Origin of the sequence: Pollutimonas sp. M17 (assembly GCF_025836975.1) — a bacterium.
In the GTDB taxonomy this organism is placed as follows: domain Bacteria; phylum Pseudomonadota; class Gammaproteobacteria; order Burkholderiales; family Burkholderiaceae_B.
Genome location: NZ_CP107548.1, coordinates 1,328,462 through 1,341,321, shown reverse-complemented (window position 1 = coordinate 1,341,321; position 12,860 = coordinate 1,328,462). Strand labels below are relative to the sequence as shown.

Below are 12,860 nucleotides of genomic sequence, written 5' to 3'. Positions count from 1 at the left end.
GATCTCCTTTACACGCGGCCCATTGCAAATCCCTTTGCAATGTAGTGGCGCACGAACCAGATGACGATGGCGCCCGGAATGATGGTCAGCGTTCCGGCCGCGGCCAGCGTGGCCCAGTCCATGCCGGATGCCGATACCGTGCGCGTCATCGTGGCGACGATGGGCTTGGCGTTCACGCTGGTCAGCGTGCGCGCCAGCAGCAGCTCGACCCAGCTGAACATGAAGCAGAAGAAGGCGGCGACGCCCACGCCCGACTTGATGAGAGGCAGGAAGATGGTCAGGAAGAAGCGCGGAAAGCTGTAGCCGTCGATGTAGGCGGTCTCGTCGATTTCACGCGGGACGCCGCTCATGAAGCCTTCCAGTATCCACACCGCCAACGGCACGTTGAACACCAGGTGGGCCAGCGCAACGGCCCAGTAGGTGTCCATCAGGCCCAAGGTGGAATACAGCTGGAAGAAAGGCAGCAGGAACACGGCGGGCGGCGTCATGCGGTTGGTCAGCAACCAGAAGAACACGTGCTTGTCGCCCAGGAACTGGTAGCGCGAGAACGCATAGGCCGCCGGCAGGGCCACCGTGAGCGAAATCACCGTGTTCAAGGCCACGTAGATCAGGCTGTTGATGTAGCCGCTGTACCAGGACCGGTCGGTGAAGATGGTTATATAGTTGTCCCAGGTGAATTCCCTGGGCAGCAGCGCAAAGCTGGACAGGATGCCCGAATTGGTCTTGAAGCTCATGTTGACCATCCAGTAGATGGGCAGCATCGCGAAGAGCAGGTACAGGATCAGGAACAGGGTCCGCACCCGGAAAGGCTTTTTCCTATTCATGGCCCGCCCCCTTGTCCTGGGTGCCCACGCGCAGCATCCAGTTGTACAGGATGAAGCAGAACAGCAGGATGATCAGGAAATAGATCAGGGAGAACGCGGCCGCCGGCCCCAGGTCGAACTGACCCACCGCTTTTTGCGTCAGATACTGGCTGAGGAAGGTCGTGGCATCGCCCGGCCCGCCGCCCGTCAGGACGAAGGGCTCGGTATAGATCATGAAGCTGTCCATGAAGCGCAAGAGCACGGCGATCATCAGCACCCCGCGCATCTTGGGCAGCTGGATGTAGCGGAACACCGCAAGCCGGCTGGCGCCGTCGATGCTGGCGGCCTGGTAATACGCATCGGGAATGGAGCGCAAGCCCGCGAATGCCAGCAGGGCCACCAGCGGCGTCCAGTGCCACACATCCATCAGCAGCACCGTCAGCCAGGCCTGGGTGGGATTGCTGGCGTAGCTGTAGTCGATGTCCAGCATATACAGGGCGCGGCCCATGAGCCCGATATCGGTGCGCCCGAATATCTGCCAGATGGTGCCCACCACGTTCCAGGGAATCAGCAGGGAAAGCGCCACCATCACCAGGACCGCCGACGATTTCCAGCCGGTGGACGGCATGGACAGGGCCAGCAGCACACCCAGGGGAATCTCGATGGCCAGGACGGACAGCGAGAACAGCAGCTGGCGCAGCAAGGCCGAATGCAATTCCTCGTCGCGCATGACGGCGGTGAACCACTCGGTTCCCACGAACACCGCGCGCGTCGGCGAGATGACGTCCTGCACCGAATAATTGACCACGGTCATCAAGGGAATCACCGCCGAAAACGCCACGCATATGCATACGGGCAAAATCAGCCACCAGGCCTTCTGATTGACCGGCTTCACGTATTGACTCATGCGATGAGCTCCTCGTTCTTGTACAGGCAGGAATGCCGCCCCAGCAGGGCGAGCCCGACGGCGCCGCCGGCGGCGGGCAGCGCCTGTTCCAGTCCCACGCGGGCGCGCACCGCATGCGGCCCCACGCGCGCGGTAAGCAACTGGCCTGTGCCGATGTCCTGAACTTTCTCGACCTGGGCGAGCACGACGCCCGGCTGGCCGGGGTCGGCCACATGGGTGTATTCAGGACGTATGCCCAGGGTGAGTTCGCCTTCGGGAATCCGCAGCCCGGGCGGGGCCTGCACCTCTTGTTCTCCAAGCAGCACGCGGCCGCCCGAAGCGGACAGGGGCAGCAGGTTCATGCCCGGCGAACCGATGAAATGCCCGACGAAGGTGTGGGCGGGGCGCTCGAACAGCTCTTCGGGCGTGCCCTCTTGTACGACGCGGCCGCGCGACATGACCAGGATGCGCTCGGCGAAGGTCAGCGCCTCGACCTGGTCGTGCGTGACGTAGATGAGCGTGAGCTTGAGCTCGTGGTGGATCTGCTTGAGCTTGCGGCGCAGTTGCCATTTCAGGTGCGGATCGATGACCGTGAGCGGTTCGTCGAACAGGACGGCGGAGACATCGTCGCGCACCAGCCCCCTGCCCAATGAAATTTTCTGCTTCGCATCGGCCGACAGGCCGGCGGCGCGCTGGTCGAGCTGGTGGCTCATTTCCAGCATTTCCGCAATCTGCCCCACGCGCTCCTTGATCCGCGCGGGCGGCACTTTGCGGTTGCGCAGGGGAAAGGCCAGGTTCTCGCCGACCGTCATGGTGTCGTAGATGACGGGAAACTGGAATACCTGGGCGATATTGCGCTCTTGCGGCGTGGCCGCCGTTTTGTCGACGCCATCGAAAAACACGGCGCCCTGCGACGGCGTGAGCAAGCCCGAAATAATATTCAGCATCGTGGTCTTGCCGCAGCCCGAAGGCCCCAGCAGCGCATAGGCGCCGCCATCCTCGAAGCTCAGCTTCAGGGGCAGCAGCGCATAGTCCTCTTCGCTTTGAGGCTTGGCCTTGTACGCGTGCGCCAGGTCCAGGTCGATGCGGGCCACTATGAACTCCTTGCGCCGGCGGGCGCCAGCAAAAGATCGCCGGCCGCATCGAAGACGAATGCGGCCGAGGGCGCGAAATACAAGGTCTGCGCGGCGCCCAGCGTGAAATGGTGCACCGCGGGCACCTGGGCCACGAGGTCCCCGATATCGCTGCTCAAATGCACGAAGGTGTCCGAACCGGATATCTCGGCCAGCAGCACCTTGCCATGCAGGGACAAGTCGCCCTCGCGTTCCCGCAACCGCAGCGCGCTGGCGCGCAGGCCGACCGTCACGTTTTCGGCCGAGCCGCTTGCCGCGTCGGGCAGCGCCAGCGGCAACAGGGCGGACCTGGGCAACTGCACGCCGCCGGGCACACGGAAGGCCTGGAAAAAGTTCATGGGCGGGTCGCTGAACGCGCGGGCCACCCGCAAGGAACGCGGCTGCTGGAAAACCTGGGCCGTGGGGCCGTACTGTAAGAGTTCGCCGCGGTCGAGCACCGCGGTGTAGCCACCCAGCAGCAGGGCTTCGCCCGGCTCGGTGGTGGCGTAGACGACCGTGGCATCGCTGGTGCTGAATACCTGGGCGAGCTCTTCGCGCAGTTCTTCGCGCAGCTTGTAGTCCAGATTGACCAGAGGCTCGTCCAGCAGCATCAGCGAGGCGTTCTTGGCCAGCGCCCGGGCCAGGGCGACGCGCTGTTGCTGGCCGCCCGACAACTCGGCCGGCAGGCGATCCAGGAACATGCCGATATGCAGCTTATCGGCCAGCGCGCGCACCCGCTGGTCTATGTTTTTTTCACCCCGCAGCTTCATGGGCGAGGCGATATTCTGCGCCACGGTCAGCGAAGGATAATTGATGAATTGCTGATACACCATGGCGACATCGCGCCGGCGCACCGACTGCCCCGTGACGTCAAGCCCATCGACCAGCACCTTGCCCGTACTGGGCGCATCCAGGCCGGCCATAATGCGCATGAGACTGGTCTTGCCGGCGCGGGTGGCGCCCAGCAATACCGTTACCGCGCCCGGCTGCGGACTCAGGCTCATGTCATAGAGCCAGTCCTCGCTGCCCACCTTCTTGCCGATGCTCTCCAGCCTCAACTGCATGGTGTGTCTCGCTGATTTTGTTCTATTCTGCGCATTATTGTTCGTTTTGTATAAGAATTCCCTAGTTGAAAACCCTTAGATCAGTTCTTTTCCTTTCGATGTAAATTCCTTTTTGTCACATCTTCAATCAAGAACATGAACCCGAACCCACGCCAGCTGAAGCTTCTGCAGCATGTGCACGCACGCAATTCCAGCACCGTGGACGAACTGGCCAATCATCTCGACGTCACGGTGCAGACGGTGCGGCGCGACGTGCAGCGACTGTCCGAGGCCGGCCTGCTGGCGCGCTTTCACGGCGGCGCGCGCATGCCAAACTCCACCATCGAGAACATCGCCCACCACCAGCGCGAAAACCTGCACGCCGAAGGCAAGCGGCGCATCGCACAGGCGGTGGCGCGGGCCGTGCCCAACGACTGCTCCCTGCTGATCAATATCGGCACCACCACCGAAGCCATCGCCAAGGCGCTGCTGCACCATACGGGTTTGCGCGTCATCACGAACAACATCAATGTGGCGGCCATCCTCAGCCGCAACCCGAATTGCGAAGTCATCGTCGCGGGCGGCGTGGTGCGCCCGCGCGACCACGGCATCGTGGGCGAGGCCACGGTCGACTTCATCCGGCAGTTCAAGGTCGACATCGCCCTGATCGGCATCTCGGGCATCGAGTCCGACGGTTCGCTGCGCGATTACGACTACCGCGAAGTCAAGGTGTCGCAGGCCATCATTTCCCACGCCCGCGAGGTCTGGCTGGCCACCGACGTCAGCAAATTCAATCGTCCCGCCATGGTGCGCGTGGCTCAGTTGAACCAGATCGACCGTCTGTTCACCGACGCCCCGCCGCCCGACCCGTTTCCCGACCTGTTGTCGCACGCCCAGGTGCAATGCGACGTGGCCGCCCCGGAAGCCTTGTAGGCCGCCGGGCCTGCCCTTACACTGCAAGCCAGCTCATCATCCCGACCGAAGCCATGACTTATATACTTGCCCTCGACCAAGGTACCTCCAGCACCCGCAGCATCGTTTTCGACCGGGACGGAAACATCGTCGCGCTGGCCCAGAAGGAGATCACGCAGATCTACCCCGAATCGGGCTGGGTCGAGCACGACCCCGTCGAGATCTGGCAGACCCAGCTTTCAACCGCGCGCGAAGCCATCGCCAAGGCCGGCCTGACGGCCGCCGACATCCACGCCATAGGCATCACCAATCAGCGCGAGACCACGGTGGTCTGGAACCGCAAGACGGGCAAGCCCATCCACAACGCCATCGTCTGGCAGGACCGCCGCGCGGAGCCCACTTGCGCGGAACTGCGGGCCAAGGGGCTGGAAAGCATCATCCAGGACAAGACCGGCCTGCGCATCGATGCCTATTTTTCGGCCACCAAGCTCAAATGGATCCTGGACCGGGTCCCGCAGGCGCGGGAACAGGCCGCAAAGGGCGAGCTGGCTTTCGGCACGGTGGACAGCTGGCTGATCTGGCAACTGACGGGCGGCCAGAAGCACGTCACCGACGTCAGCAACGCCTCGCGCACCATGCTGTTCAACGTTCACAGCAATGAATGGGATGCCGAGCTGATGCAGATGCTGGACGTCAATCCCGCGATGATGCCGTCCGTGCTGCCGTCCAGCGCGGAGTTCGGCGCCGTGCTGCCCGACCTGCTGGGCCGGGCGATTCCGATCTGCGGCGTGGCGGGCGACCAGCAAAGCGCCCTGTTCGGCCAGGCCTGCTTCACCGAAGGCATGGCCAAGAACACCTACGGGACGGGCTGCTTCATGCTGATGCATACGGGCACCAAGTTCCAGATATCGCAAAACGGCCTGGTGACCACCAGCGCGGCGCAAACCGGCGTCCAGACCGAGTACGCCATGGAAGGCAGCGTGTTCGTGGCCGGCGCCGTGGTGCAATGGATGCGCGACGGCTTGAACGCGTTCAGGAAAAGCAGTGAAATCGAAGCGCTGGCGCAAAGCGTTCCGGACGCCGGCGGCGTCATGCTGGTGCCCGCCTTTACAGGCCTGGGCGCCCCTTACTGGAAGCCCGACGCGCGTGGAACCATCACCGGGCTGACCCGTGGCAGCACGATGGCGCACATCGCCCGGGCGGCGCTGGACAGCATCGCCTACCAGAGCGCCGCGCTGCTGCAGGCGATGAGCCGGGACGCGGTGGCCGCCGGCGCCAAGCCGCTGGCGGAACTGCGCGTGGACGGCGGAGCCTGCGTGAATGATTTGCTGATGCAGTTCCAGGCGGACTTGCTGGGCATCCCGGTGGTTCGGCCCACCATGGTGGAAACCACCGCATTGGGCGCGGCCTATCTGGCCGGCCTGACCAGCGGAATCTACAGGGACCAGACCGAACTGTCGGCGCTGTGGCAGGTCGAGCGCCGATTCATGCCGCAGCTGGCCAGCGGCGATGCGCGCGCACTGATGGAAGGGTGGGAGCACGCCGTGCGGCAGGCCTGCACGGACTGAGGCGTGCCGGCACCGGAAAGGAAGAACCGCCCATGATCCAGCGTCTATCCAAAACAGCATGCGTGGCGGCCATGGCCTTGTTCGCCAGCCTGACGGCCTTCGGCAACATCACCGACTACGGCGCCAACCTGCCTTTCGTGCAGCACGTGCTGGCCATGGACACCATCTTCCCGGATTCGGCCATCCACTACCGCGCCATCCAGCCCCCCTGGCTCCAGCATGCGGCCTACCTCGCCATCATTCTCCTGGAAAGCGCCACCGCCCTGCTTTGCTGGCTGGGCGCGATCGCGCTGTTCCGGGCCCGCAAAGCGGACGCTCGCGCTTTTCACCGCAGCAAGAACATGGCCATCGCCGGCCTGACGCTCGGCTTCCTGACCTGGCAGGTCGGCTTCATGTCGATAGGCGGCGAATGGTTCGGCATGTGGATGTCGGAAACCTGGAATGGCATCCCCAGCGCCTTCCGCTTTCTTTGCACCCTTATGCTGGTGCTGATCTACCTGGCGCAGAAAGACGGCGAGCTCAATGAATAGCGCGCCCGAAAACCCGACGAGGCTAAGGAATCATTACCACTACATTCCCGTTTGCACCAGCCTCGACCGCCTGGTGAGCCTTGGCGATATCGTCCAACGCGAAAGACGGACCGATGCGATGGCGCAACTTGCCTTGGGCCAATAGTTGGTTGAGTCGTTCAATAGCAAAATGCCTTTCGTTCGCCAACAAATCATAGACCAGGAAAAAGCGCAACGTGATCGACTGGTACAGCCAATCGCGGAAAGGAATCGCGATCTCTTCCATGTTGTTGGATCCGTAGGTGACGATGGTGCCATGAGGGGCCACGGCGCCTTCACGTACCAATCGCCGCGTCGATGAAAAATCCATATCGATGACAATATCTGCCCCGCGAGCGTTCGTCATGTGCTTGACGTGTTCCGCGAGCGCTTCCTTTTTATAATTGATGGTCTCGGTCACGCCTATACCTTGCAGAACAGCGGCTTTTTCAGGAGAGCCCACGGTTCCGATTACACGCGCACCTTTCATCAAGGCAAGCTGAGCCGCGTAATAGCCCACGGAAGACGCGGCCCCGATCACTAATATTGTTTTGCCGTCGATGTCGCCGGCCAGCTCAAGCGCATGCATGGCGGTCAGCGCCGGAATTCCCAGGCAGGCTCCAGCCTGAAAATCCGTCGTGTCCGGCAATGGAACGGCCTGGCCTTGAGGCAAAACAATATACTCGGCGGCAGTGCCCATAGAGCGACGCCACTGGCCGTTCCAGATCCATACGCGCTCGCCCAGCCGGTCCGGCGAGACGCCTTCGCCGATCTTGTCGATAAGCCCCGCCCCATCGCTATGGGGCACGATCACCCCCGACTCAACAGGCCTGCCGCGCCGCGCCTTCACGTCCGAGGGATTTACGCCGGAGACCTTCAGTCTTACCCGAACCTGGCCAGAGCGTGGTTCGGGAGTGGGCAGGTCGCCCATCTGCAATACATCGCAAGCCTCACCGTTCGTTGAATACCACGCTGCACGCATAACGAGCTCCTTGAATCGACAGCATCCATAATAAGCGCAAAGCGCGCATGGGCCTACAATAGCGTCATCCCCACCTTCGCCTATTCCATGCACGCCACGAACCATCCAACCGAGCCGCTCTATATCACGTGGGTGGAAAACGAGCAGTCGCGACAGGCTCGATGGTGCGCGGAGAATAATACTTCGCCTCCGAAGCGGGTCATGACCAGCGGCGACACCCTGAGCGCCGATGCCGCTTACCGCCTTGTCAGCCAAGGCACATCCCTGCTTTGGCGCGGCGACTTCCAGAATGCCCGACAGCTTTTACAGGCATTGGCACGCCGGATCGATAAGAAACAGGACGGCGGAAAAAAGAAACATGGCCAGGACCACGCGGCGTCCCCGCTGGATGCCTTCAATCGGCACCGCTTGCGGCAATCGCAACGCACGGACTTGCTGAACCGCCTGCTGATAGAGCTGGACGCGGACGCCGGGATCGCCCTGCGCCGCGCGCCCGACGTACGTGAAGCCTGCCTGGCGGCGCTGGCCATGCCAGGGGAACCCTTCGTGCTTTCGTTGCGGTCGCTGCAAGGCATTATTGGCGCATACGAATGGCGCAAGAAAGGCGTGGCGGTTCCTGGCCTGGCGCAGCCCATACATGTGCACTACGGCGTGTACTCCCCAAACCGGGGAGAGTACCTTGACCTGCTGGCGCAAGCCCCGCTGCCCACGACCGAGCTGGCCTTCGACATTGGCACGGGCAGCGGCGTGATCGCCGCCATGCTGGCACAGCGAGGCGTGCGCCGCATCATCGCCACCGACATGGACGAGCGCGCGCTGGCCTGCGCCCGCGAAAACATGGACCTTCTTGGTTTTTCGCACATCGTCCAGACGCAAAAGGCGGATCTGTTTCCCGAAGGCCGCAGCCCCCTGATCGTCTGCAATCCGCCATGGCTGCCCGCGCGACCCACCACCCCCATCGAGCATGCCATCTACGATCCCGGCAGCCGCATGCTGCTGGGCTACCTGGACGGATTGGCCAGCCATCTGGAACCGGTCGGCGAGGGCTGGCTGATCATGTCGGACCTGGCCGAACACCTGGGCCTGCGCAGCCCCGATTTCCTGCCCCGCGCGATCGCGGCCGCGGGCCTGCGCGTGATCGACAAGCTGGAAACCCGGCCCCGCCACCCCAAGGCCATGGACGCATCGGACCCCTTGCACGCGGCACGGAGCGCCGAAACGACGGCCTTATGGCGGCTGGCGGCTGGCGGCAGACAAATAGCATTTGTTGACAATGTTGCGGCCCATCCTTATTAAACTAGGCGCATACCTCTGTCCTGGAATCTGACTCATCATGCTGCAGAAAATCATTCTGGCCATCGCGGTATTCGTCGTCATCCTGCTTGCGCTGATTTTCGGCGAAGCCATCGCCCGCGAAGCCTTTGCCTGGCTGTCCCACCTGACCGGCCTGGTCATCCACAATTTTTCGGACGTCTATTACGCCGTCAAGGGCTATCTAAGCCGGCATACGGCCAAGGTGCTGATCGCCCTGCTGCTGACGGTGCCCATTACCTTGTGGATCATCAAGAACAAGGGCGATGAACTGAAAAAGCCGCACAGCCACCGCAAGATCGCCATCGTGCTGGCGATCTTCCTGGGCTGGCTGGGCGCCCACCGCTTCTATCAGGGCCAGATAGGCGGGGGCATCGTCTTCCTGATCATTTTCTATGTCTTTACGCCACTGGCCGTCGTGCTCGGCTTCATCGACGCCATACGCTATATATTCATGAGCGACGACGAGTTCGAGCAGGCTCGTGTTTAGGCTTCTGCCGGCCGACGGCGAAGCCCGCCACGCCCGCCATGACGAATCGCTGATCGCGCTCGCGGCCGAGCGGGGCCCTCATGCCTGCATCTGGGAAGCGGAACAGGGCCTGGTGGTGCCGCGCACCTATCAGCGCTTTTCCCTTTTCAGCCAGGCTTGCAGTGATTTTGCCGAACAAGGCTGGCCGATCGCCGTGCGGCAATCGGGCGGCGGCATCGTCCCCCAAGGGCCGGGCATCGTCAACCTGAGCCTGGCCTATGCGGTGCAGGGCAAGCCGCTGGACCATTCCGACCAGGCCTATCTGCTGATCTGCCGCATCGTCAGCCGGGCGCTCGAAGAACACGGCGTGGCCGCGCACGCGCAGGCGGTGGAAGGGTCTTTTTGCGATGGGCGCTACAACCTGGCGGTGGGCGTCGGCGGCCGGGCGCGGAAGATCGCCGGCACCGCGCAGCTTTGGCGCCGCCATCGCGCGGATCCGGCGCAGGACCATCGCCAGATCGTACTGGTCCATGCGCTGATACTGGCCAGCGTCGACATCGCCGCGGTCACGCTGCGCGCCAACGGCTTCGAACAGGCGATAGGCAGCGGCAGGCGCTATGTCCCGGGCAGCGCGGTCTCGCTGTCCGAACTTTGCGCCGCGGAGATGGATACGCGTTCACTGACGGAAAGCCTAAAACAATCGCTGGCTCGAAAAATCGCCGCTATTTGACGGCAAGGCCCCCGACCCCTGTGCTAACATCGGTTACAAGTGTAAACACTGGTACCGGGACGTATTCTCATGATCATGATGCTGCCATTTCTCACCGGCATGCTGACAGTCTGGTTCGGCATACGCGGGCAGCGCCGCATGTGCCTTTCGCTGTGGTTCATTACTTTGCTTATTTTCGCGGCCTGGTGCCAGGTTCACATGACCGATCCGCTGGGCTTTTCGCTTTAGACCATGGCAAGCAACTATTTCTACGACAACGACGCCTTCCGCTACTCGCGCGCAATCAATACATTGGCGCTGGCCGGAGTCTGCGCCGTCCTGCTCATGGCCTTCGTCTGGCAGATTGCGTTCAACGAGCTGCCTTGCCCCTTGTGCCTGCTGCAGCGCCTGGCCTTCGTAATGGTCGGGGTCGGCCTGCTGCTGAACATACGCTTCGGGCCATCGCCTTTGCACTACGGCATGGTCATCATTTCGGCCCTGGCCGGCGCATTCGCTTCGGGCCGCCAGGTCCTGCTGCATATCGCACCCGGGGACGCCGGCTACGGCTCGCCTTTCCTGGGCCTGCATTTCTATACCTGGGCGCTGCTGCTCTTCGTGGCTTTCCTGGTGTATTGCGGCTTCATGCTGATGCTGGACCGGCGCAGCGCCGATCACGCCAATCCGCGCCGCTGCAGCCGCACGGCCGGCGCGGTCATGTGGCTGTTTTTCCTGCTGGTGCTGGCCAATATGGTCTCGACACTGCTGGAATGCGGCTTCGGCCCCTGCGCGGACGACCCTGTCGCCTACCTGTGGCTGTCGCTCGGTTCGTAAACTGAGGGCAGGCGGCGCCGGCCGTATGCCCCTTCAAGCATCCGCGGCGGCAAGCGCCTCGGGCAGGGTTTGCGCCAGCCCTCCGGGACCCAGCTTTTCGATCAAGCCCATTTTGCGCAGCTTGCCGTGCACCCTCGCATTCGCCTCGGCCAGGATCACCCTGACGCCGCGCGCCTGAAGGTCGAGCACGGCCTGTTCCAGCACCTGCAAGCCGGTTGCATCGATGAAGGGCACATGCACCAGGCGAATGACGAGCGCCCTGGGATCGGCGCGCGTATCGCCCAGCACACGCTGGAAGGCATCGACCGCGGCAAAGAAGAACGGGCCTTCTATGGCATAAACCAGCACGTCGGAGGGCAGCGCGTCCTGGCCGTCGCGACCAAGCTCTTTTTGCAGCCCGTCCGGATCCTGCCGGCGCACCACCACGCTTTCGGCCATGCGGCGCAGGAAGTGCAGCATGGCCAGCACCACGCCGATGTTCACGGCAACGACCAGGTCGGCAAACACCGTCAGGCTGAACGTGACCAGAAGGATGATCACATCGGCGCGCGGCGCCCGCCGGACCATCTTCACCACGTGGCGGATTTCGCTCATGTTCCAGGCCACCATGAACAGGATCGCGGCCAGGGTGGCCAACGGAATGCTGGCCGCCAGGGGCGCCAGAAAAAGCAGCACGAGAACCAGGAACAGGGCATGCACCACCCCGGCGATCGGGCTGTTGCCGCCGTTGCGGATATTGGTGGCGGTGCGCGCGATGGCGCCGGTGGCCGCGATGCCGCCAAAAAGCGGCGCCAGGATATTGGCCACGCCCTGCCCCACCAATTCCTGATTGGAGTTATGGCGGGTGCCCGCCATGCCGTCGGCCACGACCGCGGACAGCAGGGATTCGATGGCGCCCAGCATGGCGATGGCGAAGGCCGGGCCGATAAGCTCGACGCAGCGGGTCAGGGTGATTTCGGGCCAGGTCAGGGTAGGCAGGCCGCGCGGGATCTCGCCGAAGGTGCTGCCTATGGTCGCCACGCTGTCGAAATTGAAGACGGCCTGTATGCCGGTGACGACGATCAGGGCGGCCAGCGGACCCGGCACGCGGCTCATGCGCGGGATGCGTGGAGTGAATATGACCAGCAGCAGCGAAAGGACCGCCAGCGCCGTGGTGGTCGGGTCGAACTGGGGCAGGACCTGAAGCAGCGACCAGAGCTTCTGGTGGAAATGGTCGCCCGTGACCGCCGGCAAGCCGAAGAAGTCTTTCCACTGCCCCACCCAGATGATGACGCCTATGCCCGCGGTGAATCCGATGATGACGGGCGCGGGGATGAAACGGATGACCGCGCCCATGCGCGCCACGCCGAACAACAGCAGGATGACGCCGGCCATCAGGGTGGCGATCTGCAAGCCGTCGACACCGTGCTGGGCGACGATGCCCGCCAGGATGACGATGAAGGCGCCTGTGGGTCCGGCGATCTGCACCCGGCTTCCGCCCAGCAGCGACACGGCGATGCCGGCCACGATGGCGGTGTACAGGCCCTGCTCGGGCTTGACGCCTGAGGCGATGGCGAAAGCCATGGCCAGGGGCAAGGCGACAACGCCCACGATCAGGCCGGCAACGATGTTGGATAGCCAATGTTGGCGCCCTAGCAGGCCGGCGCGTTTCGCCTCGACGAGAGCAAGCATTCTGACCCTACTCAA

The 12,860-nt window shown here is 63.3% G+C and carries 14 protein-coding genes; 8 read left to right on the top strand and 6 right to left on the bottom strand.

The window, feature by feature from the left end:
* Positions 1-8: 8 nt before the first annotated feature.
* From OEG81_RS06380 to OEG81_RS06365, 4 genes are read right to left on the bottom strand one after another with little or no spacing between them, the layout of a single operon-like run.
* A complete protein-coding gene (locus tag OEG81_RS06380; RefSeq protein WP_264131874.1) occupies positions 9-824 on the bottom strand; it encodes a carbohydrate ABC transporter permease in 816 nt (271 codons plus the stop codon).
* Positions 817-1,710 carry a carbohydrate ABC transporter permease gene (locus tag OEG81_RS06375; protein ID WP_264131873.1) on the bottom strand — a complete coding sequence of 298 codons (894 nt, stop codon included), beginning with the start codon at positions 1,708-1,710 and terminating at the stop codon, positions 817-819. The genes OEG81_RS06380 and OEG81_RS06375 overlap by 8 nt, the downstream gene beginning before the upstream one ends.
* Entirely contained in the window at positions 1,707-2,783 is a 1,077-nt protein-coding gene (locus tag OEG81_RS06370; RefSeq protein WP_264131872.1) for an ABC transporter ATP-binding protein, read from the bottom strand. The genes OEG81_RS06375 and OEG81_RS06370 overlap by 4 nt, the downstream gene beginning before the upstream one ends.
* Positions 2,783-3,865, bottom strand: a complete 1,083-nt coding sequence (locus OEG81_RS06365) for an ABC transporter ATP-binding protein (protein ID WP_264131871.1) — start codon at positions 3,863-3,865, stop codon at positions 2,783-2,785. The genes OEG81_RS06370 and OEG81_RS06365 overlap by 1 nt, the downstream gene beginning before the upstream one ends.
* Before the next feature lie 135 nt (positions 3,866-4,000).
* Here OEG81_RS06365 and OEG81_RS06360 point away from each other — a divergent pair, with 135 nt between their 5' ends.
* From OEG81_RS06360 to OEG81_RS06350, 3 genes are read left to right on the top strand one after another with little or no spacing between them, the layout of a single operon-like run.
* Complete coding sequence (locus OEG81_RS06360) at positions 4,001-4,777, top strand: DeoR/GlpR family DNA-binding transcription regulator (RefSeq protein ID WP_264131870.1); 777 nt, start codon at positions 4,001-4,003, stop codon at positions 4,775-4,777.
* Positions 4,778-4,830: 53 nt separating this feature from the next.
* Entirely contained in the window at positions 4,831-6,324 is a 1,494-nt protein-coding gene (gene glpK / locus OEG81_RS06355) for a glycerol kinase GlpK (RefSeq protein ID WP_264131869.1), read from the top strand.
* 32 nt (positions 6,325-6,356) lie between these two features.
* A complete protein-coding gene (locus tag OEG81_RS06350) occupies positions 6,357-6,854 on the top strand; it encodes a DUF2165 family protein (protein ID WP_264131868.1) in 498 nt (165 codons plus the stop codon).
* Between the two features lie 22 nt (positions 6,855-6,876).
* Here OEG81_RS06350 and OEG81_RS06345 read toward each other — a convergent pair whose 3' ends face one another.
* Entirely contained in the window at positions 6,877-7,854 is a 978-nt protein-coding gene (locus tag OEG81_RS06345) for an NADPH:quinone reductase (RefSeq protein ID WP_264131867.1), read from the bottom strand.
* An 87-nt stretch (positions 7,855-7,941) separates the two neighbouring features.
* On the opposite strand from OEG81_RS06345, the gene OEG81_RS06340 reads away from it, so the two are divergent.
* From OEG81_RS06340 to OEG81_RS06320, 5 genes are all read left to right on the top strand, one after another.
* Positions 7,942-9,150 carry a class I SAM-dependent methyltransferase gene (locus OEG81_RS06340; RefSeq protein ID WP_264131866.1) on the top strand — a complete coding sequence of 403 codons (1,209 nt, stop codon included), beginning with the start codon at positions 7,942-7,944 and terminating at the stop codon, positions 9,148-9,150.
* A 37-nt stretch (positions 9,151-9,187) separates the two neighbouring features.
* Positions 9,188-9,655, top strand: a complete 468-nt coding sequence (locus OEG81_RS06335; RefSeq protein ID WP_264131865.1) for a TM2 domain-containing protein — start codon at positions 9,188-9,190, stop codon at positions 9,653-9,655.
* Positions 9,648-10,364 carry a lipoyl protein ligase domain-containing protein gene (locus tag OEG81_RS06330; RefSeq protein WP_264131864.1) on the top strand — a complete coding sequence of 239 codons (717 nt, stop codon included), beginning with the start codon at positions 9,648-9,650 and terminating at the stop codon, positions 10,362-10,364. The genes OEG81_RS06335 and OEG81_RS06330 overlap by 8 nt, the downstream gene beginning before the upstream one ends.
* 75 nt (positions 10,365-10,439) lie before the next feature.
* The gene (locus OEG81_RS06325) at positions 10,440-10,592 is read left to right on the top strand and encodes a DUF5993 family protein (RefSeq protein ID WP_264131862.1); all 153 of its coding nucleotides are present in this window, start codon (positions 10,440-10,442) and stop codon (positions 10,590-10,592) included.
* Positions 10,593-10,595: 3 nt separating this feature from the next.
* Complete coding sequence (locus OEG81_RS06320; protein WP_264131861.1) at positions 10,596-11,174, top strand: disulfide bond formation protein B; 579 nt, start codon at positions 10,596-10,598, stop codon at positions 11,172-11,174.
* A 33-nt stretch (positions 11,175-11,207) separates the two neighbouring features.
* On the opposite strand, the gene OEG81_RS06315 is transcribed toward OEG81_RS06320, so the two are convergent.
* Positions 11,208-12,845 (bottom strand): SulP family inorganic anion transporter, encoded by a 1,638-nt coding sequence (locus OEG81_RS06315; protein WP_264131860.1) that lies wholly within the window; start codon positions 12,843-12,845, stop codon positions 11,208-11,210.
* Positions 12,846-12,860: the final 15 nt, after the last annotated feature.

Bases quoted from the DNA above. Each gene is read 5' to 3' on its own strand.
- OEG81_RS06380 (WP_264131874.1), bottom strand. From the start codon at position 824: ATGAATAGGAAAAAGCCTTTCCGGGTGCGGACCCTGTTCCTGATCCTG.
- OEG81_RS06375 (WP_264131873.1), bottom strand. From the start codon at position 1,710: ATGAGTCAATACGTGAAGCCGGTCAATCAGAAGGCCTGGTGGCTGATT.
- OEG81_RS06365 (WP_264131871.1), bottom strand. From the start codon at position 3,865: ATGCAGTTGAGGCTGGAGAGCATCGGCAAGAAGGTGGGCAGCGAGGAC.
- OEG81_RS06360 (WP_264131870.1), top strand. From the start codon at position 4,001: ATGAACCCGAACCCACGCCAGCTGAAGCTTCTGCAGCATGTGCACGCA.
- glpK (WP_264131869.1), top strand. From the start codon at position 4,831: ATGACTTATATACTTGCCCTCGACCAAGGTACCTCCAGCACCCGCAGC.
- OEG81_RS06350 (WP_264131868.1), top strand. From the start codon at position 6,357: ATGATCCAGCGTCTATCCAAAACAGCATGCGTGGCGGCCATGGCCTTG.
- OEG81_RS06345 (WP_264131867.1), bottom strand. From the start codon at position 7,854: ATGCGTGCAGCGTGGTATTCAACGAACGGTGAGGCTTGCGATGTATTG.
- OEG81_RS06340 (WP_264131866.1), top strand. From the start codon at position 7,942: ATGCACGCCACGAACCATCCAACCGAGCCGCTCTATATCACGTGGGTG.
- OEG81_RS06335 (WP_264131865.1), top strand. From the start codon at position 9,188: ATGCTGCAGAAAATCATTCTGGCCATCGCGGTATTCGTCGTCATCCTG.
- OEG81_RS06325 (WP_264131862.1), top strand. From the start codon at position 10,440: ATGATGCTGCCATTTCTCACCGGCATGCTGACAGTCTGGTTCGGCATA.
- OEG81_RS06320 (WP_264131861.1), top strand. From the start codon at position 10,596: ATGGCAAGCAACTATTTCTACGACAACGACGCCTTCCGCTACTCGCGC.
- OEG81_RS06315 (WP_264131860.1), bottom strand. From the start codon at position 12,845: ATGCTTGCTCTCGTCGAGGCGAAACGCGCCGGCCTGCTAGGGCGCCAA.